This window comes from Longimonas haloalkaliphila (genome assembly GCF_055379825.1).
This window is the reverse complement of record NZ_AP043948.1, coordinates 2665902-2691543: the sequence shown is the minus strand read 5'-3', so window position 1 is coordinate 2691543 and position 25642 is coordinate 2665902. Positions and strand designations below refer to the sequence as shown.

Annotated in this window: 27 protein-coding genes; 13 read left to right on the top strand and 14 right to left on the bottom strand. The window is 59.9% G+C overall.

Annotation, left to right across the window (positions count from 1 at the left end):
* Positions 1–9: 9 nt before the first annotated feature.
* Together ACZ48V_RS10520 and ACZ48V_RS10515 are read right to left on the bottom strand one after the other, a co-directional pair.
* The gene (locus ACZ48V_RS10520) at positions 10–1407 is read right to left on the bottom strand and encodes an amidohydrolase family protein (protein ID WP_464538917.1); all 1398 of its coding nucleotides are present in this window, start codon (positions 1405–1407) and stop codon (positions 10–12) included.
* Between the two features lie 54 nt (positions 1408–1461).
* Positions 1462–3108 carry an amidohydrolase family protein gene (locus ACZ48V_RS10515; protein WP_464538915.1) on the bottom strand — a complete coding sequence of 549 codons (1647 nt, stop codon included), beginning with the start codon at positions 3106–3108 and terminating at the stop codon, positions 1462–1464.
* 487 nt (positions 3109–3595) lie between these two features.
* On the opposite strand from ACZ48V_RS10515, the gene ACZ48V_RS10510 reads away from it, so the two are divergent.
* The 5 genes from ACZ48V_RS10510 to ACZ48V_RS10490 all read left to right on the top strand — a co-directional run bounded on the left by ACZ48V_RS10510 (position 3596) and on the right by ACZ48V_RS10490 (position 8635).
* Positions 3596–5221: an ATP-binding protein gene (locus ACZ48V_RS10510; RefSeq protein ID WP_464538913.1), complete on the top strand. Its 1626-nt coding sequence runs from the start codon at positions 3596–3598 to the stop codon at positions 5219–5221.
* Positions 5222–5329: 108 nt separating this feature from the next.
* Positions 5330–6610, top strand: a complete 1281-nt coding sequence (locus ACZ48V_RS10505; protein ID WP_464538911.1) for a sensor histidine kinase — start codon at positions 5330–5332, stop codon at positions 6608–6610.
* Positions 6611–6838: 228 nt separating this feature from the next.
* Positions 6839–7258: a response regulator gene (locus ACZ48V_RS10500; protein WP_464538909.1), complete on the top strand. Its 420-nt coding sequence runs from the start codon at positions 6839–6841 to the stop codon at positions 7256–7258.
* Positions 7248–7793 (top strand): hypothetical protein, encoded by a 546-nt coding sequence (locus tag ACZ48V_RS10495; RefSeq protein WP_464538907.1) that lies wholly within the window; start codon positions 7248–7250, stop codon positions 7791–7793. The genes ACZ48V_RS10500 and ACZ48V_RS10495 overlap by 11 nt, the downstream gene beginning before the upstream one ends.
* A 92-nt stretch (positions 7794–7885) precedes the next feature.
* Positions 7886–8635 (top strand): hypothetical protein, encoded by a 750-nt coding sequence (locus tag ACZ48V_RS10490; RefSeq protein ID WP_464538905.1) that lies wholly within the window; start codon positions 7886–7888, stop codon positions 8633–8635.
* A gap of 174 nt (positions 8636–8809) precedes the next feature.
* On the opposite strand, the gene ACZ48V_RS10485 is transcribed toward ACZ48V_RS10490, so the two are convergent.
* The 12 genes from ACZ48V_RS10485 to ACZ48V_RS10430 form a co-directional block, all read right to left on the bottom strand.
* A complete protein-coding gene (locus ACZ48V_RS10485; protein WP_464538903.1) occupies positions 8810–10543 on the bottom strand; it encodes an ATP-binding protein in 1734 nt (577 codons plus the stop codon).
* 151 nt (positions 10544–10694) lie between these two features.
* On the bottom strand, positions 10695–11771 hold the full coding sequence (locus ACZ48V_RS10480) for a class I fructose-bisphosphate aldolase (protein ID WP_464538901.1): 1077 nt from the start codon (positions 11769–11771) through the stop codon (positions 10695–10697).
* A gap of 175 nt (positions 11772–11946) precedes the next feature.
* Positions 11947–12264 carry an ABC transporter permease gene (locus tag ACZ48V_RS10475; RefSeq protein ID WP_464538899.1) on the bottom strand — a complete coding sequence of 106 codons (318 nt, stop codon included), beginning with the start codon at positions 12262–12264 and terminating at the stop codon, positions 11947–11949.
* Positions 12261–13052 carry an imidazole glycerol phosphate synthase subunit HisF gene (gene hisF / locus ACZ48V_RS10470; protein ID WP_464538897.1) on the bottom strand — a complete coding sequence of 264 codons (792 nt, stop codon included), beginning with the start codon at positions 13050–13052 and terminating at the stop codon, positions 12261–12263. Before hisF ends, ACZ48V_RS10475 begins: the two co-directional genes overlap by 4 nt.
* Positions 13053–13092: 40 nt before the next feature.
* Positions 13093–13308, bottom strand: coding sequence for a DUF5615 family PIN-like protein (locus ACZ48V_RS10465; RefSeq protein WP_464538893.1), 216 nt, complete (start codon positions 13306–13308; stop codon positions 13093–13095).
* 8 nt (positions 13309–13316) lie between these two features.
* Complete coding sequence (locus ACZ48V_RS10460; RefSeq protein WP_464538891.1) at positions 13317–13472, bottom strand: DUF5615 family PIN-like protein; 156 nt, start codon at positions 13470–13472, stop codon at positions 13317–13319.
* Between the two features lie 3 nt (positions 13473–13475).
* Positions 13476–13721 carry a DUF433 domain-containing protein gene (locus ACZ48V_RS10455; protein WP_464538889.1) on the bottom strand — a complete coding sequence of 82 codons (246 nt, stop codon included), beginning with the start codon at positions 13719–13721 and terminating at the stop codon, positions 13476–13478.
* Between the two features lie 31 nt (positions 13722–13752).
* Entirely contained in the window at positions 13753–14547 is a 795-nt protein-coding gene (gene hisA / locus ACZ48V_RS10450) for a 1-(5-phosphoribosyl)-5-[(5-phosphoribosylamino)methylideneamino]imidazole-4-carboxamide isomerase (RefSeq protein ID WP_464538887.1), read from the bottom strand.
* 55 nt (positions 14548–14602) lie between these two features.
* Entirely contained in the window at positions 14603–15232 is a 630-nt protein-coding gene (gene hisH / locus ACZ48V_RS10445; protein WP_464538885.1) for an imidazole glycerol phosphate synthase subunit HisH, read from the bottom strand.
* A gap of 285 nt (positions 15233–15517) precedes the next feature.
* On the bottom strand, positions 15518–16339 hold the full coding sequence (gene proC / locus ACZ48V_RS10440; protein ID WP_464538883.1) for a pyrroline-5-carboxylate reductase: 822 nt from the start codon (positions 16337–16339) through the stop codon (positions 15518–15520).
* Positions 16340–16393: 54 nt separating this feature from the next.
* Positions 16394–16999: an imidazoleglycerol-phosphate dehydratase HisB gene (gene hisB, locus ACZ48V_RS10435; RefSeq protein WP_464538881.1), complete on the bottom strand. Its 606-nt coding sequence runs from the start codon at positions 16997–16999 to the stop codon at positions 16394–16396.
* Between the two features lie 23 nt (positions 17000–17022).
* Positions 17023–17616, bottom strand: coding sequence for a Uma2 family endonuclease (locus ACZ48V_RS10430; protein WP_464538879.1), 594 nt, complete (start codon positions 17614–17616; stop codon positions 17023–17025).
* 143 nt (positions 17617–17759) lie between these two features.
* Between ACZ48V_RS10430 and ACZ48V_RS10425 the strand changes: the two genes are divergently transcribed.
* The 8 genes from ACZ48V_RS10425 (at position 17760) to ACZ48V_RS10390 (ending at position 25567) form a co-directional block, all read left to right on the top strand.
* Positions 17760–18086, top strand: a complete 327-nt coding sequence (locus tag ACZ48V_RS10425) for a hypothetical protein (protein ID WP_464513231.1) — start codon at positions 17760–17762, stop codon at positions 18084–18086.
* Between the two features lie 123 nt (positions 18087–18209).
* Positions 18210–20315, top strand: coding sequence for a methionine--tRNA ligase (gene metG / locus ACZ48V_RS10420; RefSeq protein WP_464538877.1), 2106 nt, complete (start codon positions 18210–18212; stop codon positions 20313–20315).
* Between the two features lie 132 nt (positions 20316–20447).
* On the top strand, positions 20448–21230 hold the full coding sequence (locus tag ACZ48V_RS10415) for an ABC transporter ATP-binding protein (protein ID WP_464538875.1): 783 nt from the start codon (positions 20448–20450) through the stop codon (positions 21228–21230).
* Between the two features lie 31 nt (positions 21231–21261).
* Entirely contained in the window at positions 21262–21837 is a 576-nt protein-coding gene (locus ACZ48V_RS10410) for a cob(I)yrinic acid a,c-diamide adenosyltransferase (RefSeq protein ID WP_464538873.1), read from the top strand.
* A gap of 103 nt (positions 21838–21940) precedes the next feature.
* A complete protein-coding gene (locus ACZ48V_RS10405) occupies positions 21941–23263 on the top strand; it encodes a peptidoglycan DD-metalloendopeptidase family protein (RefSeq protein WP_464538871.1) in 1323 nt (440 codons plus the stop codon).
* 2 nt (positions 23264–23265) lie between these two features.
* The gene (locus ACZ48V_RS10400) at positions 23266–24252 is read left to right on the top strand and encodes an isoaspartyl peptidase/L-asparaginase (RefSeq protein WP_464538869.1); all 987 of its coding nucleotides are present in this window, start codon (positions 23266–23268) and stop codon (positions 24250–24252) included.
* Positions 24253–24341: 89 nt separating this feature from the next.
* Positions 24342–24983, top strand: a complete 642-nt coding sequence (gene ccmA / locus ACZ48V_RS10395; protein WP_464538867.1) for a heme ABC exporter ATP-binding protein CcmA — start codon at positions 24342–24344, stop codon at positions 24981–24983.
* A gap of 155 nt (positions 24984–25138) precedes the next feature.
* Complete coding sequence (locus ACZ48V_RS10390; RefSeq protein ID WP_464538866.1) at positions 25139–25567, top strand: energy transducer TonB; 429 nt, start codon at positions 25139–25141, stop codon at positions 25565–25567.
* Positions 25568–25642 lie beyond the last annotated feature (75 nt).

Here is a 25642-nt window from a genome sequence, read left to right as displayed (position 1 = left end):
TTACGACAATCAGCGGTGCAGATGCAGACCCGACTCGGTGGCGTGCAGATGCGTACCAGTTCCCTGCATGCAAGCGCCGTGGCGGGTATCCGCGTCGTGCCACACAAACGTCTCCTCAACAACCGACTCAGGATCCACGCGCAGGCGCATGTCGTCGGGGTCATCGTCGCGGTCGAAGCGCACCACACCATCCACGTAAGTGCGCTGCGCTACGGCATAGATAGAAAGCGGATGGTGGTTGAAAATGGCGAGATCAGCGTGCTTTCCTTCCTCAATTGATCCTACCATGCTATCAATACCGAGATGCTCGGCGGCATTGATGGTGATGAGCGCGAGGGCCTCGTTGTCAGACAGTCCGCCGTAGCGCTGCGACTTCGCGGCCTGGTGGTACAGATGCCGATTCAGGTCGGGCGAGTCAGAGTTAATCGACGTGTTAACGCCGTTGCGTGTCAGGATTGCTGCGTTGTACGCGGTGGAGTAGTAGACCTCGAACTTAAAGGCCCACCAGTCCGAAAAAATCGAGGCTCCAGCGCCAAAGGCAGCCAGTTCGGGGGCGATCTTGAATCCCTCGTTTACGTGCTGAAAAACCAGTTCGTCTACGCCAAAGTCCTCCAGCACGTCCATGAGCATGAGAATCTCGTCGGCGCGGTACGAATGGGCATGCACCATCACGTCGCCGCTCAGAATGCCTGCAACAACCTCCATGCGTTCGCTATGAGGCGGTGGCGCGTTGCGGTTGCCGGCCTCGTACGCATCCTTCATGGCCTGATAGCGCTGCGCCTCGGTAAAGGCCTCGCGAATCACAGACTCCACGCCCATACGGGTGCGGGGTACGATATTTCTACCCTCGCCGTGCACGCGGGTCGGGTTTTCGCCGAGTGCAAACTTGATTGTACGCGGAGCCTCCTCCATGCGAAGCGCATCGGGGTGTGTCATCCCGTAGCGGTGCTTGATCGTCTCGTTCTGCCCGCCAATGGCGTTGGCGGAGCCGTGCATCACATGCGAGGTCGTTACGCCGCCGGCAAGCGCGCGGTAGAGGCGTACGTCGTAGGGGTTGAGCACGTCGCCTACACTTACGTGTGCGGTAACCGGGCTTGTTGCTTCGTTGACATCCGATATGGCAATGTGTGAGTGAGCATCGATGATGCCCGGCATCACATGCATGCCGCTGGCGTCGTACGTCTCCACGCCACCAGGCGCTGACAGGTTGCTGCCAATCGAGGCAATGATTCCGTCGCGGACGAGAATGTCGGTGTTTTCGAGCGTGCTGTTGGTAACGGTATGAACGGTTGCATTCTGGATGAGCACGCTATTGGGGGCATCAGCACGCAGCTGGTCGGGGCCCGGCTGGGCGGTGCTTGTCCATACCAGACCGAGACTTAGCAGAAGAAGGAAGAGGGTTCGCATGGGGGATTCGGGGCGTGGTGCAAAAACGAGAGGAGGGAGGGCGTGCGGGGCGGCCTATCGGCGGTCGGGGCTGGTGCGCTGTCCGGTGACGTCGAAGCTCATGCCGCTGGCTGAGATCGTGCCATCGAAGCGGTCTTCTTCGATGGTGCCTGAGACGCGTGCATCGCCCATCTGGCTGCCAGGTACGACAAACGAGAGCGTTTCGCCATCGAACGAGATCGACTGCAGGCGCTCCTCAGAGCCATCGGGGCCAACGACGCTGCCGGTGAGTCCGGTGTTATCGCCACGCAGGCGGACTTCAATGTCGATATCGCCCTGTGGCGTTTCGAGCGTCATTGTCCACGTACCGGTAACGGCTTCTGCATCGCCAGTTACTTCCCCTGCCTCGGCTTCGTCTTTTGTGTACAGGTGGCCATCAACTACAACGTGCTGGATGCCAGTATCTTCGTCAAAAAGAGGGCCATCGGTAACAACGAGGTTTGCGATAAAGCCGGGCGCTACGCGGCCGAGCTGGCTGTCTACGCCAAAGGCCTGGGCCGGTGTGGTTGTGAGGGCCGCGAGAAGCACGTCGTGGGGAACGCCGCTTTCAGCGAGCGTGTGTAGGTGGCCGTACAGGTCACCTGGCGAGATGCCTTCGGTGCTGAAGCCAAAAGAGAGCCCGGCGTCGTGGAGCGTAACTGCCTGATTGATGAATCGCTCCTGTTCAGCGCGCAGGCGCTGCTCTAGGTTCGCACGTTCGCGCTCGGTATCATTGGCCTCGCGCACGCGCAGCGTGGGATCGTACGCAGTCGGCTCCTCGTCCTCGTCGAGTTCGGTGCGCTCAGGCAGGTCGAGCGACAAGAAGAGCGGCACGTCCGCATCCTGCAAGCTGTCGAGGAGGTCGAAGCCCTCCTTGAGCCCAGCGATCATAAGAGGGAAGTTCAGTTCGCGCTGTAGGGCAAGAATGCGATGTGCATCGACTGCGGACGAAGCAGCAAACATGAGTGGGCGTTCGCCATCGAGAAGGGGCATGAGGGCCGTGTGGGCGGCATCGCGTGGGGGACGCTGCCGGCCCTGCGGATCGCTGGCATAGGCTGCTTCAAGCTGCTGGCGGCGTTCGGTCTCGCGGAGGACCTGACGCATCATTGAGATGACGCCCATGGTGGTGCTGGGCGATACAACATTCGGCCACGACCCGCGCGCGCCACGGAACTGTCCGAAGAGGCTCACCCCCTCTGTGAGGGTAGCGGCCTCTGCATTGGACCCGTGCAAGTTAACAAGGGCTCCCTGTCCAGGTAGCATGCGGCCCTCGGGAGCAACGTGGGCTGTAGTAACGCCTTGCATGCGAAGCTGGTTAACGCGGCTTGCTCCAGCATCGAAGAAAGCTGATGCTTTGCGCTCGGGCTGCACACCGGCGCGTGCAGCAGAAGGATTGCCCGGATCGTCGACGCTGCCTTCGTCCTCTTCTTCCGGCATATCTATGCCGGTATGTGAGAAGCCGTCGATGAACCCGGCATAGATGTAGAGCGAGTCGGCGTCGATGACCCGGGCATCAAACGGAATGGATGCGCCGGCATCCACCGTGCGAATAATTCCGTTGCGCACAACAACCGTAACGCCTGTCTGTTCGCTCCCAGGCTCGGTGATGACGGTTGCGTTTTCAAAGGCCAATGTCTGCGTAACAGTGGGCCGGTCTGACTGAGCAACAGCTGGTAGAGCCACAAGGCATAAGAGAAGCGCAGCGACTGAGGCTGAACGCAAAGAGTGAGAAAGCGACATAGGGATGGGGCGTGTGTGAACGTCTACGATAGACCGCTTTCTAACATAATGGTAGCTGGTCGGAATATCAGGCCAATTCGTGACAATATGTCCAGAGCAGGTAACAATCGGACAGGTTGAGCGTGACGACCTTACTCTTATCTCACATACTGTTTTGTTTGCGAGGGAGCAAAGCAGTGTGCTGCAACGTCTGCTGAACGAGTGAACGAAACGGGCGAGTATTCTTGTTAACGTTACTCGGCACAGTACACGTACAGCATAGAAGGTACCCAAAGAGGTGCACAACCCGTTATAATTCTGCAGCTTCGCGCAAACACAGCGCTGGGCCACGAAGTTATAAGACCGGCGTAGAGCCATTCATTCTCCGAAAAGCGCTCTCACAGCGGTTCGGCCCCTCTGCCTGCAAAAACACAGACCTGAGCCTCATTACATGACTTTTGATCCCTCCAAGACGCCCGCGTCGCATTTCAACGTGGCTGACGAAGCGCGGCTTGCAGCGCTCCGTCAGTACCAGAGCGCGTACTCCCCACCTGAGGAAGCCTTTGATCGCCTTACCCGTCTGGCGGCTGACATTTTCGATGCCCCGCTGGCATATATCAACTTTATCGGACGCGACAAGCAGTGGACAAAGTCGAGCTTAACCGACCCACATCCCGATGCTGTCGGACTCGACATCTCATTCTGTGCATACAACGTGGGAGAAGAAGGGCCGCTCGTTGTTGAGGATGCGCGTGAAGACGAGCGCTTTGCAGACAACCCGCTTGTTGCAGAGGGATTCGACGTTGTTGGCGAATCGAAGGGCATCCGGTTCTACGCGGGAATGCCCCTGACAACGCCGGGGGGCTATCGTATCGGGTCGATATGTGTGCTGGATACAGAGCCGCGCACGCCCGACCCGGACGCGGTGGCACGTCTTGAAGACCTGGCGGCGATTGCAGTTGACGAGATGGAGCTCCGCGCCGGCTATCGCTACCATGAAGACATCCTGGAGAGCATTACCGATGCGTTCTTTGCTATCGACGACAGCTGGAACTTTACTTATGTGAACAGCAAAGCCGAGAAGTGGCTTGAGCGAAAGCGAGACGAGCTTATCGGTACCAATATATGGGACGCGTTTCCAGAAGCAGTAGATCTGGCGTTCCATGACCGGTACCAGCAGGTCATGGAAGAGCAAGACAGCGTACAATTTGAGTCGTACTTCCCCCCGCTGGAGCGTTGGTTTCGGGTGCATGCCTATCCATTTCGGGGGGGCGTGTCGGTCTACTTCAGCGATGTAACCGAGCGCAAGCAGTACGAAAAGGTGCTGAAAGAGGCCAAACAGACGGCCGAGGAGGCCAATGCATCGAAATCCCGTTTTATGGCGGGCGTGGCGCACGACCTGCAGACGCCGCTGAGCGTTATCAACATGCAGATTGAGCTGCTCCAAGACCAGATAGATGCGCCGCATCCACAAGCAATCGAGAGCATGCAGAAAGCAACAGCGCAGCTTCAGCGCATGGCACGCTCGCTTACCGACCTGGCGAAGCTGCAAGGCGGACAGATCGACATGGCACGGCGCGTGCAAGACATTTGTCCGATTGTGACGGAGGCAGTCTCAGGGATTGAAATGTATGCTCGCGAAGAGCACAGCGTGTCCATCTGTCACAGCATTTCGGCAGCGCCGCTGTATGCACCGATTAACAAGGCGTCGCTCCGGCGCGTTATTGACAACCTGACCTCAAATGCAGTGCAGTACAGTTCGCCAGGCAGCACGGTGACGGTTGAGGCCGGGCCTGCTACGACGGCCGTAGAAGAAGCACCCGGGAACGAAGAAGTCGCGTCTTTGCAACGTGAAGACGCAATACGCATAACAGTATACGACAACGGCCCCGGTATTAGTAAAGATTTGCGCAACAAACTCTTTGAGCCGTACGTGCGAGGCGACTCTGGTACGGGAAGCGGGCTTGGGCTCACCGTAGTGAGCGAACTTGTTGCGGCGATGGGGGGCGACATTGCTGTGCGTTCCAGAGAAGGGGAAGGCACAGCCTTTTATGTATTTCTTCCCGCTGCGCCATAGAGATGCGTTTTTGTTTGGTCCGCAGCTTTTCTTTGCTGTGGAAAGGCCAATGTTGTAACTGCTATTTGATAACTCGCCCCGAAATATACGCAAGTACGCGATGTGGTTATGAGGAAAAAGGATACGCCTTCATCTACATCCCACTCAGAGACGTCTCTCTCTGCGAAAAGAACATCTGAAACGCAGGGCGCAGGCGGTACGTCCTCTCAGGCCTCTGGAGGCAGCGAGCGAGAAAAAATCCCATATGAGGGAGCGGCGCATCCTGATGAATACCTTGACCGAGAAGGCGTCGAGATCCGCCAGTTGGTTAACCGGCTTCCGGGTGCGGTCTATCGCTGTACCTACGATACAAAATGGGACTCGCTGTACATGGGAAGCGGTTTCAAGGATATCTGCGGGATTCATCCGCGTACGCTTGACCCCAGTGGGCGGTCATTCAAAGAAGTCGTCGTGGAGGAAGACCTTGACCGCATCCGAAAAGCAGTGCGCACAGCGGTCAATGAGGATGCCTATTACCGGGTCGAGTATCGCATCCGTAGCGACGAAGGAGAGGTTCGGTGGGTGCAAGACAACGGGCGTCCGTGCTTTGCAGACGATGGGTCTGTGAAGTGGCTTGATGGCATTCTGCTTGACATCACGAAGCGCAAGCATGCCGAACATGGACTTTTGCGGGCCGAGGAGCAGGTCGAAGCGCAGGTCGAAGCGCGCACCGAAAAGCTGCGCGAGCTTTCGGCTGCACTCACGATGGCTGAACAACGCGAGCGCTCACAGATTGCCAGTACGGTGCATGATGATCTGCTACAGTATCTGTACGGCATCCAGGTACAGCTCCAGATGCTGGTGAATGGTATCGAAAGTACCGATGCTCTTGATGTTACTGCGCTCCCTGTATCGCCTGCACAAGTTGACGAACTGATGAACGAAGCAATCGCGTCGGCCCGTCGGCTTACGCTTGATCTGGCGCCTCCTGTTCTTGAGGGCGACGGTATTATGGAGGCGCTGCAATGGCTCCGTACACACTTTCAAACCCAGCATAGCTTCGGCATAAGCCTTCAAGATGAAGCGGAAGGTATAGACTGCTCAGGGGAGGTGCGCACAGTGCTTTTTCGGGCCGTGCGCGAGCTACTCGCAAACGCATGTGAATACGCCAACACGCACGGAGCAGCCGTGCGTACCTACACCAACGACGACAACTTCTGCATCGATGTAATCGATGAGGGCAGAGGATTTGATTGGGAGGGCGTGATGAAAGGAAAGAAAAAGCGAGGCGGCATCTGGGAGGTTCAGGAACGACTGCGGTCGGTTGATGGGAAACTACACCTTGATACAGCACCAGGTGAAGGAACACATTGCAAAATATGCGTTCCCGTTTCTGCTATGAACGGATAGGTGCGCATCCAATAACATGACAAAACAGTGCAATACAGCGACCGTGAGCACAGAGTCTCTTTGCGTTGCTATCTTGCGTTGCTATCTTGCATATGTTGCCCAAGCAGTACCTATGTTATAACGCAAGAGCCCTCTGTGAATGATGTCTTTTGTGTATGGTGTAACAGATTAAGAGCAACGCACTGAAGCCGTCCTTATACGAATCATTCCCACTTACTTGTACACCTTATGGAATACACGATCTACATTGTTGAAGATCAGGACCTTATGCGCTCATCAATGCGGACCTACCTGTCTTCGGAAGATGACTTTACGGTTGTGGGTACGGCCGAAAGCGGCGAAGCAGCGCTCCGCGACCTCAACGAAGACGTTGAATCGTTGCCAGACATCGTGCTTGTTGACGTAGCCCTGCCGGGTATAAGCGGTATTGAACTGGTCCAGAAACTACGCGCCATGCATCCTGACCTAACGTGTCTGGTGCTCTCGGGGCATGCCGAAGAGTCATACGTTGAAGCGGCTCATGAGGCGGGCGCACGCGGGTACGTCATGAAAGGGAAGCCGGATGAGTACATTAAGGCAATCCGTGTCATCCTGAAGGGGGAAAGCTACCGCAGCGAGGCCGTTGCATCAATGTGGGATGAAGCATAAGCCTTCGGTGCCCTATCAAGCTGGCAACTTGCTAAATCCGGCAATCGCCAACCGGTACTTTTCTAAAGGGGCCACGCAGCTACTTTCTTGCGTTGCCACCTGGACTGCGATTCACACTATTTGTCTCCCTCAGCTTTTTCAAGGCGTTGGTATGACCGATCGAGAACTGAACGAACACCTTGCAGCCCTCGCAGACATTACAGCGAAAGCACACGAGCGTCTTCGAGGAGTGCAAGATGCGCTGGCAGTCATCAGACAGACCGCCGAGCGCACCCATATTTCAGATCCTGAAAATATAGATCCGGATCGGCTTGCTAACCAGGATATCTGGCGAAAAGAGGCCAGCCTGGTATCCCGCCGTACGACCTTGCTTTTGTGGCAAGCTGCATCGTTGCTCAACGAAACAGCGAGCGAGATAAAACCAGTTCTTGAGCCTGTTTCCCATGCGTCTCAAGACAATGAACAGTCTGTTGATCAGAAAACAATGAATGGGGCTGTGCACAACGTCGACGAGAATACGAATGCAGGTGGATGATGAGTTGATATACTGCCTCGATTAAGATCTTCTCGGGTACCGCGCACTACGCGGACCTATCCGATACTTCGCTCACTGAATTCGTATCCGCCATGCCTGAGACCTCATCTGACGTAGACACCCAGCTAAACGCACTGGATACGCGCGACATCACGCTGCCGCGGCGGCTCTGGTCGTGGCTTGTGACCAAAGCAAACGACAACAACACGTCGGTTGATGAGATCGTGGCGCGCCTCATTGACACCTATCGCCATCCCGAGGTAGCTACACGAGAGCTCGGCGAGGCAGATACGATTATTCGCGAGCAGAAAGAGCCGTCCCGCTCAACAACGCAGCCTGAATCGGAAACAACTGAGCCAATCCAGCCTGAACCGTCAGTCTCTGAAAAGTCTGGGGCTGCCACAAGGGAAGCTTCGGCCATGTCAGAGCAAGATACGGTGGCAGACACCACGCGTCCACAAGGCGCACCGCCACCCAGTGCAAACGCTGATGTAAATGCCGATGCAAACGCTGCCTCAGAGGAGCGTGCAGAGCGCGAACGTACAGGGCAAGGCAGACAAGCAGAAAAAGCAACCTCGGCCGCCGAGCGCCTGCGTAAAGCCAGCGACCGCCTTCGTCATTTGATGAACGAGGGAAAAGGCGAAGGTGACGCCTCTGGGCAGGGTAAAAAAAGTGCCGATAGCAAGGCGGGAGCCCGCATCAAAGAGCTGCTCAGCAAGAACGACAAGCTACGCACGCTCGAACCGCCGGAAACGGCCCCGCGGAAGTCGCCCGAGGAAGGCATTTCGATGTTTGACGTAGCTGCCAAAAACGAAGGCGACAGAGCAACCGGCAAATCCTAAACAGACGCCCGATATCACAGCGCACGCGCCTCTACTGGCGGCCGGCCTGCCAGCGGTTAGGCCCACCTGCAGTCAGGCCAGTGGGGGGAGGTTGCGCAAGGGTGGGGGGCATTCCATCTCTTACATCCTCTTTCGCTGGGGAGCATGAGCGCGGTCTATGTTTCCTTGCGTCGTCTAAATGCGGCGCTTCAGATTGTCAACACGTTGTACGACTTCGCTTCGCTCCATAGAACGATACGGTTCGGGCAAGAGCGACTTGCTTGTACACTCCAGCACTGAGGCCAGGGTCTGTAGCTCTATTTCCTGGGGATACGTGGGCGGGATGAAGTCCTGAACCGTCGCCTCTAAAATCTCGGGCGTTACCTCACTTTCTTCGGCTGCCGCCCGGAACGAAGCACGCGTCATAATCGCCTCCATATCCGCACCGCTGAAGGTGCGATCGCCGGTGAGCAAGACATCGGGTACGTCGTCGACGGGAATATCGACTCCTGTGCGCCGCATCATCACCTGCAGAAGCTCCTCGCGGTCTTCGCGATTGTGGGGATAGAACAGCGCCAGGTGCTCCTCGGCGCGTCCCTGACGCTTCAGGTCGACGGGCATCAGGTCAGGGCGTGCAGTCATCAGGAAAAAGATCACACGTCCACGGTGTTTAGGATTGCTCATGAACGAGACGATCTTGCCGAAGACGCGCTGCGAGACGCCCGAGTCGCCCTGCGCGTTGCGGTTGCCGAGAGCAGCGTCGGCCTCATCGATCATTACGGCAACGGGAGTCATCGCTTCGAGCAGGTTCAGTATTTTCTCCAGGTTGCCTTCGGTAACGCCCTGCCACTGCGACCGAAAGTTCTTCAGCATCACCATCGGAATGCCGATCTCGCCGGCAAAGCACCGAATCAGAAACGTCTTGCCGCATCCTACCGGACCGCAGATAAGGTAGCCCATAGGCATCACATCGGGACGGTTGGCCCGCAGGGCCTGGGCTGCCTGTCGCAGATGCGTCTTCGCTTCTCGGTGGCCGGCTACGTCGTCGAGCGAGAAGTCGGTGTCGACAAATTCGAGCATGCCATACGCTTCGGCTTCAATAAAGTCTTTGCGCAGCTCAGAGAGGCGGTCGAAGGTGAGGCGGGTCTTGTTTTCGAGCACATCGGCGAGGATGGTGCGCAGCTGGGTCAGGTTAAGCCCCGAGGTGGCATTAGCCAGCGTGGAAGGCGGCATATCGGCATGCTCGGTGTAGACCATGCTGCGGTCGCCGATATACCAGCTGGCGAATTCAGCGCGCGCGTCTTCATCCGGAATAGGAACCTGAATCTCGGCGGTATGCGGGCTCTGAACAAGCTGCTGGTTCAGGTCGGTCAGGTTCTCGGTGACGAGGCAGAGCGTAAAGTCGTTGTCGAGAAAAAGCGGGTCGCGCGCCCACTTTTGCAGGTAGACCAGCGCCTGGCGGTCTTCAGCCGAGTACATGGCGGCCTCGGCCATGGGCGCAATGGTTTCGGCATAGTCAATGATGCACGCCATGCGCTTGCCGTCGGATAGGCGCAGGCGCAGGTAGTTTTCAAGAAGCGGGAATACGCGTGAGGGCTCCTTTGGGAGCTTTTTGGCGTATTCGGTGCCGAAGAGGCTATCGTAGCCCGACACGGCGCGGCTAAAATCGCGCTTGGAGGCCTTGTCGGGAAAGTGGAGTCCGGATGACCGATCGTACTGAATCACAAGGTCGCGCGCGGCGAACAGGTCGTCGGTCAGGAAGTCGAGGAAAGGGACGTACGTGGGCTCCCCATCGCTGGGCGTTACAGTGCGGATAACGTCGCGCACGTCGCCATGAAGAAGAAACGTAGAGATGGTCTTGGTCAGGTACTTCTGAGCCAGGTCATTGGCCCAGTTGGGGTAGTGAGCCGTGGGGTTAGCAGCAATCATGGCAAAGCGCAGGAAGAATCAGTTCGAGAGGGCGTGGGCGAACAAAGCACCCCGTGCGCATCCCCCTGAAACAGTAGGGAGACGAGACACGGGGTGCGGTAGCATCGGCAACGTTACAACGATAAGCCTGCAACAGCAGACCGGTGCCGGTTTAAGCAACGGTGATGCTATCGTCGAGATAGACATCTTGCAGCGAATTGACGATGTCAACGCCTTCGTTCATCGGACGCTGGAAGGCTTTGCGCCCGGTAATCAGGCCCATGCCGCCGGCGCGTTTGTTGATAACCGCGGTACGCACCACCTGGGCTTTGTCGTTTTTGCCCGAGCCACCGCCCGAGTTAATGAGCCCGCAGCGCCCCATGTAGCTATTCATGACCTGATAGCGGGTCATGTCGATGGGGTGATCGCCCGAGAGGTCGGTGTAGATGCGCTCGTCGAGCTTGCCGTAGCTGGAGTCGCCCATGTTGAGCGCCCGGTAGCCACCGTTAAGCGTTGGCTGCTTCTGCTTCACGATGTCGGCTTCGATGGTTACGCCAATGTGATTGGCCTGCCCAGTGAGGTCAGCGGAGGCCTCGTAGTTTTTGCCGTCGATCTTGAAGTTGCTGTTGCGCACGTAGCACCACAGAATGGTGAACATGCCCAACTCATGAGCGCGAGCAAAGGCATCCGATACTTCCTCGATCTGGCGGGGCGACTCATCTGAGCCGAAGTAGATGGTGGCACCGACGCCTACGCAGCCCATTTCGAAGGCCGAGTCGACGCGGGCATACGGCGTCTGGTCGTAGGTATTCGGGTATGAGAGCAGCTCGTTGTGGTTGAACTTCAGGATGAACGGGATTTTGTGGGCGTATTTGCGGGCCATGCTGCCGAGCACGCCGTACGTGGTAGCCACGCCGTTGCATCCGGCCTCCATAGCCAGCTTGATGATGTTCTCCGGGTCGAAATAGATCGGATTCGGAGCGAATGAGGCGCCGCCCGAGTGCTCGATCCCCTGGTCGACAGGAAGAATCGACAGATAGCCGGTGCCGCCGAGGCGTCCATGGTCGAAAAGCGCTTGCATATTGCGCAGCACGCGCGGATTGCGGTCGGAGTCTTTCCACACGCGATCCACAAAGTCGCCGCCGGGCAGGTGCAGGTGGTCCCGGTCGATCATGCATTCGTGGTTGAGCAGGTCATCGGCTTCATCGCCCAGAAGCGCAGCGATATCAGTGGTTGGGGTGTCAGCCATAGGTCTGGAAGGTGCTTTATGAGATAAACGAAAGTGAAAAGGAGCCGCGTGTGCAGGCCGCGTTACAGCACGAGCATCTGCATACGTAGGCTAAGATACAAGCCAGAACGGGCGCTGTCCACCCCTACGGTGATGAAGATATGCAGGTTTGGAGGAGATGCACGCGCGTAAGGCCCTAACGTGCTGAGGAATCGTCGCGGTCGGATGCGTATTCCTTGGGGTATTTTTCAGAGGGATGCCGACGGTGGCGCTGGGCATAAAGGTCCTCGCCGTCGTCGACACGGCGGGCTGCCCGAAGCTGCAGGTAGACGCCCACGGCTGTACAGAGGAGCACAAACGCAATCAGGGCAGGCCAGAAAGGGGCTTCATATCCGAATTGCGAGGCGCGTACTTCAGGGTACCGGATGGCCTTATCGACCAGCCAGGCGATGATGCCACCGCCAACGAGAGCAAAAACCAGAGCGCCAAGGCGAAGGAGCCGAGCAGGAGTCATGAGTGCGAGGTAGGAACAGTGCGAATCGGACGAACAGGCAGGTCGGCGTCGAGCAGGAAGGACTTCGCTTCTTCGACGCTATACTCACGAAAGTGGAAGATGGAGGCCGCCAGCACGGCGTCGGCATGGCCCTCGCGCAGGCCGTCGCGCAAATGCTCCAGCGATCCGGCGCCGCCGGAGGCGATTACAGGGATGCGTACGCGCTCGCTGATCGCACGGAGCAGTTCGTTGTCGTAGCCCGACTTGGTGCCGTCGCGGTCCATTGAGGTGACGAGCAGCTCGCCGGCCCCGCGCGATTCGACCTCCTCTGCCCACTCAAGTGCGTCGAGTCCGGTTGGCTTGCGGCCGCCGTGTACGAACACCTCCCAGCCGTCGTCCTTCTCGCGGCGCCGGGCGTCGATCGCGACTACGATGCACTGCGATCCAAAGGCTTCGGCACCCTCGGTGATCACCTCGGGGGTCTTTACAGCCGCCGAGTTAATAGCGATCTTGTCGGCACCGGCGTGCAGCATGGCGCGCATATCGTCGACGGTGCGAATCCCGCCGCCCACGGTAAGCGGAATGAACACCTCGTCGGCGGTGCGCCGCACCACATCGTGCATGATGGCCCGGTCTTCATGGGTGGCAGTGATGTCGAGAAACACGAGCTCGTCGGCCCCGGCTTCGTTGTAGAAGCGGGCCTGCTCGACCGGGTCGCCGGCATCGACCAGATCCACGAAGTTCACGCCTTTCACGACACGGCCTTCGTCAACGTCGAGACAGGGGATGATGCGTTTGGCTAAGGGCATGGGGTGGAAGGATGTAAGGGTGGAGGGCAGAAGGTGTAAACTATTCGGACGCGATGGTGCGAATTCGATAACGGTCGGGTTCTACAACGCAGAACGTGTGCTGAAAGACTGAAGAAGTACGCGAATCGATGAGTTTACCCAGAGTGGTATGTACCTTGTCAACGGTCGAGGGGGTCATGCGGAGCAAAATCACCCCATTGCTGCCAACACCAAGTAGAAAAACCAGTGCACCAAAATCTTTGTCTCGCGTAACCATGATGCGATTTAGTTGGCTCGCGTTAGTTGGCTCGCGGTCTTGAGCAGTTCAGAGTTCGAGGCATCGTGCACACCAAGCGAACGGGCTGTTTCAACATTATGGCCGTGGCTTCGAAGCCAGTCGACAGTTACCGCATACACGTCCTGATCAGCGAGAAAACGCATGGATTAAGAATTTATCATGTGCGTTTCTTCTGTCCTAATCATCTCCGTGGCATACCATACGCATGCCCTTACATCCTGCTTATCCAAATCAGGGTAGTACTGTGTGGTAATTTGTTCAAATGGGATGCCCTCTTGGACCAACTCCAACACATTCGTGATCGGGATACGCGTTCCGGCTACACAGGGCTTCCCGAAATGCACGTCTGAGCGGATCTGGACACGGTCTCGGTAGGATATAGGCGTTGACATAGGTCATCACAAGGACATTAATACCTATCTCTCAGTGCAGCACCGAGGGGTCGTGCAGGGGGGCAGTCGAGAAGGTGTCGAGGTCAATGTCGTCTTTTTCGTTCCAGCTCCAGAATTGCTGACACGGAAAGACGTTCTCGTACAGGGCTTTGCCCACGATCACGGAGTCGACGCCGTAGCGCGCCAGCGTCTGGATGCCAAGCAGGTCGCGGTGCTGGCCCACGCCGCCCGAAGCGGTGATCTTGGTGGTTGTGAGCGCGCTCCCCATCGCGCGGTATGCGTTGAGGTTCGGCCCCTCCATTGTGCCGTCGCGGCTGATGTCGGTGTATACGATGCGCTGCACGCCGCGGTCTTGCATGTCAAGCGCCAGCTCCACCGCATCCACGCCCGAGCCTTCAGTCCACCCCTCCACGCGCGCCTCGCCGTCGCGGGCATCGATGCCCACAACGATGCGGCGGGGCCCAAACCGCTCAATCGCTTTGCTGATCATCGGCGGGTTGCGCACCGCTGCGGTGCCGATGATAACGCGATAGACGCCCATCTCCAGCGCAGCGGCAATGTCATCGAGCGAGCGGATCCCGCCGCCCATCTGCACAGGGATGTCCAGCGCATCCGTAATCCCGCGAATGGCTTCCCGGTTGGGACTGTCATCGCCGCGGGCCGCGTCAAGGTCCACGACGTGCAGAACGCGCGCGTTCTGCACGCGCCACAGCTTCGCCATCTTGACAGGGTTGTCGAAGTAGACGGTTTCGTCGTCGTAGGATCCTTGATGGAGACGCACGCAGCGTCCGCCGCGCAGATCGATAGCTGGAATTACGAGGGCCATAAGCAGATTCGAGGCTCGGTGGGGGAAGCGGGTACAACAGAACTACCTGCTTGAATCAGTCAAGCGCGGCAAAGTTTTTGAGCAGCTGCAGGCCTACGGCATGGCTCTTTTCCGGGTGGAATTGCACCCCAAACACATTGTCGCGCTGCACGATCGCTGGAAACGCATGGTCGTACGTGGCCGATGCCAGCACGTCGGCGCCGTGCTCGGCCTGTGCGTGATAGGAGTGCACGAAATAGACATAATCGCCCGGTCTGATGTCGGCCAGAAGCGGCGAATCGCGATGCACGTCGAGCGTATTCCAGCCCATGTGGGGCACTTTGTGGGTGGGCATCTCAGGACTGGCGTTGTCGGCATTGTTGAAGTGCACGACCGTGCCAGGCAGGATGTCGAGTCCTTCGTAGGTGCCGCGCTCGTGGCCTTCGCTGAAGAGCATCTGCATACCGACGCAGACCCCCAGGAAGGGCGTGCCCTGGGCAACGACCTCGCGCACCACGGGAGTCAGTTCGCGGGCGGCCACCTCGGTCATGCAGGCGCCAAATGCACCCACGCCGGGCAGCACCACCCGGTCGGACTGCACAATGGTGTTGGCATCGTCGGTGCGCACTACGTCGGCGCCAACAGCCTCAAAGGCTTTTTCAATGGAGCGCAGGTTGCCGATGCCGTAGTCGATGATGGTGGTCATAGAAAAAGACGCAAGTAAAATTAAAACAGGGGAGTAATGGATAGACGGTTAGTGACAGCAATTTGTAATGTGCCATGTGACTATCTTGCTCGAACCCCCTCTCCCTTTATTCCGCTTCGCTCCATGAGTCGGCCTGCGGCCTCGTGTGGGTTGCTCCCCCTTTTCCAAGGGGGAGATGTCGTTAGTCAGTGGGGGGTGGATGGGCACTTTACTTCTGTATCTTCGGCAATCACTTCACATTGAGCCGCTACTCAGGGGTATGCAAGGCGAGGAGGCAGCCCAAAGCTACTCGTCAGACTCGTTCAGTTCGCGCGAGCGGCGTGTAGCAGTATCCACGGCGTTGATGAGCATGGTGCGTAGGCCGTGGGCCTCCAGCTCAGAGACGGCAGCGATGGCCGTACCGCCGGGGGTGGTCACACCATCGCGCAGGATGGCCGGGTGCTTGCCAGAGTCGCGTGCCAGCTTAGCGGCGCCATACACGGTTTGCTTGGCCAAACGTGCTGCGGTTGTGCGGGGCAGGCCCTGCCGCACGCCCGCATCGATCAGCGCTTCAATGAACATGAATACATAGGCGGGGCCGCTGCCGGAGAGGCCGGTTACGGCGTCCATCTGCGACTCGCTTACCACCTCAGCGGTGCCAACTGCTTCAAACATCGCAGTAGCCAGCTCCAGGTGCGTCTCGGTTGCGGTCGAGCCGGCGGCCAGGGCCGTAGCGCCTGCATCTACCAGCGCGGGCGTGTTCGGCATGGCACGTACAATCGGGTTGGCGCTGTCGAGTTCGCGGGCCAGCGTGGTACTGTGGATACCCGCCAGCACCGAAATCACCAACGCGTCGTTGTTGAGTACCGGACGAATTGCGTTGAACAGGTCGCCACGCTGGTACGGCTTACACGCCACCAAGATGATGGTGGCCTGCTCAACCGCAGCAGCGTTGTCGGCGGTGACGTGGATGTCGGGATAGGCGGCGCGCAGAGCCGCCTGTCCGGCGTCGGAGCGACGCGTGGCAATGATGCGCTCGGGCGGAAGCAGGTCGCCGATGAGTCCGCCCAGTAGGGCTTGCCCGATGCTTCCGGCACCGAGAATGGCGAGCGTGTGGTTGTCAAACATGAGGGGGAGGGGGAGCAAAAAAACAACGGAGAGGAGGCTACGCGCAGTTACGCGCTAAATCGTGCCTTTCGTAGAGAGCACCCGGTCTTGGGCCAGGTCGCGGTGTACGGCGGTTCGCAGCGCACGGGCTCCGGCCTTGAAGAGCGCTTCGATCTTGTGGTGGGTGTTGGATCCGTAGAGGACTGTAAGGTGCCAGTTGCAGCGCAGGTGCTCGGCAAACGAGTACCAGAAATGCGGAACCATCTCGGTTGCGAGGTCACCCACGGTGGGACGCCCAAAGTCCGCATCCACCTGACAGTAGAAGCGCCCCGACAGGTCAACAACGCTTCGGGCAAGGGTTTCATCCATCGGCACGTAAGCATGTCCGTAGCGGGCAATGTGGGCCTTGTCGCCCAGCGCCTTGCGGAAGGCCTGTCCGAGCGCGATTGCGATATCCTCGGTGGTGTGGTGGTCGTCGACATGCAGGTCGCCGTCGCACGTTACCTGCATCGAGAACCCGCCGTGGCGCGCAAACAGGTCGAGCATATGATCGAGAAAGCCGATCCCGGTGTCGTTTTCGTACTCGACCTGATCGGGGTCGAGGTGAACCGATACGGAGATGTCGGTTTCGTTGGTGGTGCGGGTCACAGAGGCGGTGCGGGCGGGCAGGTCGGTGGGCATACGCGGTTACGTTGCAAGAGCAGTTACTTCGGGAGAATATCAGAGCAGGCGATACCCGCATCGGCAAACGGCAGTGCGAGCGTATCGTTGCGCTGCCGGGTGTGCTTGGCAGCATAATCACCGTCGTTGGGATCGGTGTAGATCTCAACACACGACGACGGCAGGTTCACGATCCAGTACGTGGGGATATCATGCTGGGCATAGAGACGACGTTTCGTGTCCTGGTCGAACGCAAGCGACGTGTCGGCGACTTCTACCACGAGTGTAGCTGTATCAGGGTGCACGTCGAGGAAGTCTTCATTTGACCCAGGTACAACCATCACGTCAGGCTCCGGCTCCGAAGCGGTGCCCAAAGCAAGTGGCACCTGACTTCGCACATGATGCGAGTCTGGACACATCCCAACCAGCGTGGTCAGAAGACAGGTTGTTACGGCAGCATGGCGACTGTTTTGTGGACCCATAGGCACAATCTGTCCGTGGATCAGCTCAACCCGATCGCTAGGCCCAAGCACACCTGTCTCCACCATACGCTCATACTGCGCACGGCTAAAACGGTAGCCATGCGACAGGGGCGTGCGGTCTGACCCTTGGATTTGTGGGGAAGCAGGGGAAGGCATAGCAGAATTAGCGCGATTGGCGCAGCACTTTTCATGCACGGCTCACGGCAACGAACTGCATGAGCCCGTTACGGTTTTTATACTGTATGCAGTATTGCCAACTGTCCCAATTGTTCGACCTTACGGTTCTGTACAGATCTTTTATGGCCACCTATAGCGAAGCAGACTTTGAGACCAGCCGATTCGATTACGGGGAGCGCGTGCGCATCCTCCTGCGCCATCCGAAGCACGGCGGCGTTTTCGGCATTGCCGAAGGCACCTGCGCCGCTCGCGAAGTGGATGTCGAGTTTGAAGCCCCCGATGGCACTATGCGCCGCAAGACCCTCGTGTGGCTGAAAGACATCGAGGGGTACGAGAAGCCGCACGACAACATCCCCGACGAAACCAAGGAGGTGAAAGAGGCCTGGTTTGCTGAGGAGGCCCTCCGCAAGCTTGAGGGCGACATGCTCGACGGCGTCAGCTTTAACTAACGGCGCCCATCCTGCACGAGGGCGCTGCAGCCACGCATCCCCCTGTACCCGTACCACGCAGTGCCATTGTGCACCGCGCCTGCACCTGTTGTACCCATTTTTATCGGCTACACCCCACTGCACATGTCCAACCCCACCACGTGCCTAACTGTTACCGCCGCGCTGCCCTACGCCAACGGTCCGCTTCACATCGGCCACCTGGCGGGCGCCTACCTGCCCGCCGATCTGTACGTGCGCTACCAGCGCCTGACGGGGCGCGACGTGGCCTTCGTATGCGGCTCCGACGAGATGGGCGTGGCCATCCTGATGCGGGCGCTGCGCGAAGACCGCACGCCGCAAGACATTGTGGATACGTACCATCCGCTCATTAAGGAGAGCTTTGAGCGGTTCGGGATGAGCTTCGATCACTACGGACGCACCACCGACGACGTGCACGCCGAGACGACCCGCGATTTCTTTCGCACGCTCGACGCGAAAGACGCGTTCGCGCTCAAAACGCAGGAGCAGCTCTATGACCCGAAGGCCGAGATGTTCTTGGCAGACCGGTTCGTGATGGGCACCTGTCCGAAGTGTGGCTACGAAGAGGCGTACGGCGACCAGTGCGAGCGGTGCGGGGCCACGCTCAGTCCAGACGAACTGATCGATCCGCGTAGCACCCTCACCGATGCCACGCCCGAGCTCCGCGAAACCACGCACTGGTACCTGCCGCTCGACGAGATGCAGGAGGCCCTCGAAGCCTGGATCGATACGCATCCCGAGTGGAAGAACAATGTGCGGGGGCAGGTGAAAAGCTGGCTCGACGACGGACTGCAGCCGCGCGCCATCACCCGCGACGTGCCGTGGGGCGTGCCGGTACCAGCCGATGTGGCCGAGCGCCACGGCATCGAGGCCGACGGCAAGGTCATCTACGTGTGGTTCGATGCGCCGATCGGCTACATCTCGATCACGAAACAGTGGGCCGAGGAGCAGGGGGATCCGGAGCGCTGGCGCGCCTACTGGCAGGACGACGACACCGAGCTCATCCACTTTGTGGGCAAGGACAACATCGTCTTTCACTGCCTCATGTTTCCGGCGATGCTGCAGGCGCATGGCGACTACGTGCTGCCTGAGAACGTGCCCGCCAACGAGTTCTTGAACCTGGAGGGCAAGAAGCTCTCCACGAGCCGCAACTGGGCGGTGTGGCTGCACGAGTACCTCGACGATTTCGCGGATACGCAAGGCGTCGATATGCTGCGCTATGCGCTGGCCACGACGCTGCCTGAGACCAAAGATGCCGACTTCTCCTGGGATGCCTTCCAGAACCGCGTCAACGGCGAGCTGGCCGACGTGCTGGGCAACTTCGTAAACCGGACCCTCACCTTTGCCGACCGCTACTTCGACGGCGCGGTGCCTCCGCTTGAAGCGCCCACCGACACCGATCAGGCCGTACTCGACGCGCTCGCTGAGGCGCCCGCCGACATCGCTGACTCGTATAATGACTTTCGGATGCGTGAGGCCGTCACCAAGACGATGGCCCTGGCGCGCCGCGGCAACAAGTACTTCAACGACACCGAGCCCTGGCACACGCGCAAAAGCGACCCGCAGGCCTGCGCCAACACGGTGCACGTCTGCCTGCAGGTGTGCGCCGCCCTCAGCATCTTGATGGATCCGGTAGTGCCGCACGCAGCAGCACGCCTCCGCCAGATGCTGAACCTGACCGACGTCCGCACCAGCACGCCTGGCCCCGACGCCTCCGACCGCGGATGGGACGCCGCCGGATCCGCTCTGTTGCAGCCCGGACACCCCTTGAACGACCCCGCTATTCTCTTCGACAAATTAGACGACGAACGCATGGACGCGCAACGCGACAAGCTTGGCACCGACGACTCCGACCCCACGCCCGAAGATCAGGGCTACGAATCCCCCAAAGCCCCCATCGAGTTTGGCGACTTCATGGACCTGGACCTCCGGGTGGGCAAAATTACCCTGGCAGAGCCGGTAGAGGATGCCGATAAGCTGCTTCGCCTGGAAGTGGACCTGGGCTATGAAGAGCGGCAGATCCTGGCAGGCATCGCCCAGCACATGGAGCCCGAGGCTATCATCGGGAAGCACGTGACCGTGGTGGCCAACCTCGCCCCTAAGACCATGTTTGGCCTCGAAAGCCAGGGTATGGTGCTCATGGGTGAAGACCGCGACGGCACCCTGTCGCTTCTGACAACCGATGCAGAGCCGGGGTCGGTGGTGCGGTAACGCGCGTTCCGAAGACATAACCCGCGGCGTTCGCGTTTGTGCACTGCAGGTGGTATGTTTTTTGAAGTGGTACAGCAGTGCATCATAGCACGCTTCGCTTTTATCTGCTCGTTTTTACGTCGCCGGCTCCCTATGTCTGTAGTAAGTGCTCGGTCTGTCACGGTCGTACGTGGCGGCGCACACATCGTGGATGCGGTGTCGATGGCGGCAGAGCCCGGCGAGTGGCTCGGGATTATCGGGCCAAACGGAAGCGGAAAAACCTCGCTGCTCCGCACGCTGTCCGGCTCATGGGCACCCGATGCCGGTACGGTGTGGCTGCACGAGAAAGCGCTTCCCGAATGGTCCGATCGCGAACGGGCGCGGCAGATTGCCGTCGTGAAGCAGGCGCCCTACGTGGCGTTCGACTTTACGGTACGGGAGCTCGTTACGCTGGGCCGCGCGCCGTACCGGGGCTGGATGCAGGCGTTCACCGCTGCCGACCACGAGCACGTTCAGGGCGCCCTTGCGGCGATGGACATTGCACACCTGTCCGACCGGGCCGTGCCGTCGCTCAGCGGGGGCGAGCGCCAGCGTGCGTTCCTCGCACAAGCGCTCGTGCAGACGCCCACCGCCTGGCTGCTTGACGAGCCTACCGCCCATCTGGACATTCAATACTGTTTTTCCTTTTTTCAGTACCTGAAGCAGCGACAGTCCGCGCAAGAGGCCGTCGTTGCGGTGGTGCACGACCTGGAGCTGGCGGCTCGTTTTGCCGACCGCCTGCTGCTGCTGGACGAGGGGCGCGTCGTTACAACCGGATCGCCCCGCGAAGTGCTCACGCGCGACTATCTGGCCCAGGTGTTCGACGTAGACGCAACCCCCGAACCCACCCCGCATGGACTGCGCCTGCAGGTGAACGGCCCCCTCGTATCTTCCTGACGTATCTTCCTGACTTAGCACGTTTTCTTGTATGCCCAAAATCTACACGCGTACCGGCGACGACGGTACAACAGCTCTCTTTGGCGGCGATCGCGTCGGCAAAGGCCATCCACGCATTCGCGCATACGGTACGGTTGATGAGGTGAACGCGCTAGTTGGCGTCGCACGGGCACATCTCCCCGAAACAGAGGCCACCGCACCGCTGCAATCCATCTTTCAGACGCTGCAGGAAGACCTGTTCGTGGTTGGGGCCGACCTGGCCACGCCGGAGAACGCCAAGCCCGTGGTACCGCGCATCACGGAAGCGCATATCAAGACCGTCGAGGAGCACATCGATGCGCTCAACGAAGACCTGGAGCCGCTGAAGCATTTCATCTTGCCGGGTGGGTCGCCTGCTGCCGCGGCGCTGCACAACGCCCGCACCGTATGCCGCCGGGCCGAGCGCCTGAGCGTGGAAGCGAGCGCCTCTACGCCGCTCAACGAACACGCACTCGTCTACCTGAACCGCCTGTCTGACCTGCTCTTCGTGATGGCTCGCTGGGCCAACCACGCCGCAGGGGGGGCTGAACACACCTGGGTGCCCAACGCTGCGGACTCTGCCTCATAGCTGTCTCATCGCCGTTTGTAGCTGTACGCAGCACCCTGCACAACACCCTGCAACACCCTGCCTCCCTACTACCTTTCGTCGTAACCAAACGCATCACCCACATATGTCCAAGTCGCGTATAGCCCGGTGGAGTGCCGCCCTTGTCGGAGGCGTCTGCTCCTTTGCTCTCGTCGTTCTAATCCTATCGCCCTTCGAAGACGAGCGCCCGCCCGACGACGCCGCTCCAACGGTACAGACCGCCGGCTTTGAAGATGCCCCGTCCGAAACTGCCGCCTCGTCGGCGAACGTACACGGCCTGCCCGAACGGGGGTGGGAGGTCTCCGAGCGGGTCATCCGCCGCAACCAGACCTTCGCCGACCTGCTGCTTGCCCACGGCGTGTCGTACCAGCAGGTGGTGAACGTAGCCGGTGCGGTCGAAGATATCTATAACGTGCGACGCCTGCGTACCGGAAGGACCCTGCACGTCTACAAAGACCCGTCCACCGAAACCGCCCGCTACGTTGTTTACGAAGCCAGCGCTACGCGCTACGTGGTGTACGACCTGGACACCCCCGGCGAATCGCGCGTGGTGCAGCGCGAAATCGATACGGCGTGGGAGCACGTGTCGGGCACCATCGACGGATCGCTTTACCAGACCCTCGTAAATAGCGGTGCGCACCCTGAGCTCGTTATCAAGCTGGCCGACGTGTACGCCTGGCAGATCGACTTCTTTCAGATTCGAAAGGGCGACCGGTTCGACATCATCTATGAGTCGCGCTCCATCGAAGGCGAATCCATCCGTCCGGGCGACGTCGTGGCAGCCCGCCTCGTCCATCGCGGCACGCCCTACTACGCCTTCCGCTTTCAGGAAGAGGCCGATGCGCGCATCGAGTATTTCGACGAAGCCGGAAACAGCCTGCGCCGCGAGTTTCTGCGCGCCCCGCTCGACTATACACGCATCAGCTCGCGCTTCTCGAACAATCGCTACCATCCCGTGCTTGGCGTAAACCGCCCCCATCACGGCACCGACTACGCTGCGCCCACGGGCACGCCAATCCGCGCCGTTGGCGATGGCGTGGTAGAGTTTGCCGCACGTAGCGGCGGAAACGGCAACTACGTTCGCATCCGCCACAACGCAACGTATACCACCGGCTACCTGCACATGAGCCGCTTCGCAGAAGGCATCCGCCGCGGCGTGGAGGTGGAGCAGGGGCAGACGATCGGCTATGTAGGACAGACCGGACTGGCTACGGGGCCGCATCTGTGCTACCGCGTCTGGAAGCATGGTACGCCTGTCGACGCGCTCGACCTGGACCTGCCGCCGGCCTACCCGGTGTCTCCTGAGCTGCGCCAGCCCTATCTGCGTATGGTCGACCGCTTGCTTCCCGCGCTGGAGCAGGGCTACTTCGCCGCTGCTCCTGCTAAGTCGCCACTGACCTCCTCATGAGCATGGACTTTCCTGGGCATTCCGGGGTGATAGGGGAAGCGGGGCCGATGGCGCTGTTGCACGGCGGGGCATGGGCTATACCCGACCGGGCGCTCTCCGATCACCATACCGGCTTGCAGGCGGCAGGAACGGTGGCCACACGTGCGCTGAACGCGTCTACACATGCCTGTGCTGCAGTCGCCGCTATCGTGGCGGCGCTTGAGGCCGACGGCGCCTTCGATGCAGGCTGCGGCGCGATGCTCAACCGGGCCGGCGAGGCTGAACTGGACGCCGGGCTCATGGACGGCGTAACCGGACGCTACGGCGGCGCGATGGCTGTAACGCGCATCCGTCACCCCATTCGCGTAGCGCACGACCTGCTCACCGAGGGCGGCGGACAGGCTACGCTGCTTGCCGGGCAAGGCGCCGAGGCGTTCGCTGAACGCGTGGGACACGCGCTCATCGATAATGAGACGCTCATCTGCGCCCGCGAGCGCGCCCGCTACAAAGAGCACCGCGCCGCCGCGGCCGTCGACCCGAGCGATTCGTTTCTTCCGCCCGAAGGGCCGGGCGATACGGTGGGCGCGGTGGTGCGCGACGCCGAGGGCCGGCTGGCTGCAGGCACATCTACAGGCGGCACGCCCTTCAAGTGGCCCGGACGCGTGGGCGACTCGCCGATACCCGGGGCTGGCTACTACGCCACGTCCGATGCCGCTGCCTGTGCCACCGGCTGGGGCGAAGCCATCGCCGGACACAGCCTGTGCGTGCGCGCTGTAGACGCGGTAGCACGCGGCGAAGCGCCGCAGTCTGCCGCCGAGCGCCTCCTGCATGCGATGCAGCAGCGCTACACCCATCCGCGCGGCGAGGGCGCACGGGCCGGACTGCTCGTGCTGCCTGCCACTGGGCCCGGCGCGTGGGCGTTCACTACCCCGAGGATGGCGCGGGCTGCGGTGACTCGCACCGAAATAGCGACCGCTGTGCGTGTGGAAGAGACGCTTCGCCTCCGGTAGCATGCCTCCGGTAGGCAACGATGCCCCCAGCCTGCCGCGACAGACATTCGTTTGGAGCCAATCACTTCGCATTCCCCCTAAACCATTCTATGGATACCCCCCGTATTGAACTTACCGCCGACGGCCTCGGGCAGCAATTTGGGCGGTTGGTGCTGTTTCGGGATATGGCATTTACGCTTCGAGAGGGGGCCTCGGTAGCGATTACGGGGGCGAACGGGTCGGGAAAGTCGACGCTGCTGCGGATCTTGCTGGGGCTGCTTACGCCGACGGTCGGAGAGGTCACGTTGCAGCTTGACGGCACGCCGGTGGAGCGGGCAGAGCGTCCGCAGCAGATGGGGCTGGTGGCACCGTATCTGGGCGTGTACGATGCCCTGAGTGCGGCGGAGAATCTGGCGTTTCTGGCACGGGCACGCCGGCTGCCGGATGCCGAGGCACGCATCGAAGAGGTGCTGGCGCAGGTTGGGCTCGCCAATCGGGCCGACGACGCGGTGGGCACGTACTCGTCGGGGATGCGCCAGCGCGTGAAGGTGGCGGCCGCGTTGCTTCATCGTCCGCCGGTGCTTCTGCTCGACGAGCCCTCGACCAACTTGGACGCGCCCGGGCGCGCGATGATCGAGGCGGTGCAGCAGGAGCATCTGTCGCGGGGTGGGCTGCTTGTCGTGGCCACCAACCACGCTACCGAAGCCGAGGGCCGCGACCGCGTGATCGACATCGGAGCGTTCTCGGCGTGATGGCTCGGCGCGGCCCCTCCGTGCAGGTCTGGCAGGCCAGACTTGTATAGATCAAAGATGTTGTGTAGATTATAGGCGTTCATAGGCGTGCGGTGTACAAAACACATATTACGACAGCATGCAATAGCCCCCAATTCTTCTTTTCAGCCGTTTCTATGACTCGTTTACGCGTATTTATTTCCGTTTTTCTCCTCTGTGCAGCTGGGCTTCTAATGGGAGGCTGCGCAAGCTCGCAGCCGGATTCCTCCGATGGAGCAGCGCTCTCCTCCGAAACCGAGGAATCGGACGAGCCCGTGCGTGTCAGTCCGCGTTTGGTGGGAGGCAGGCAGGCGTTTTACGATGCGTTTGCGTTTCCACGAGACGACATGGATCGGGCCGAGGAGCGTACCGTACGGGTGCGTCTCCTGATTGAGGCAGATGGATCCGTTGCGGTGCAAGAGGTTGTGCAGTCGTCGGGCGTCTTTGCGATTGATCGGGCGGTGGTCGAGACAATAACCAGCCTGGCGTGGGAGCCCGGCACGGAAGACGGCGAGCCGGTGCCCGTGCGAATGACGATCCCCTTCGTGCTCCGGACGAGTCCGTAGTGCCCGTCTCTTTCCGGTGCAAGTTGTAAGTGCAAATCAGAAGAAGGAAAGAATGATGCTTCGATTCGCAGCACA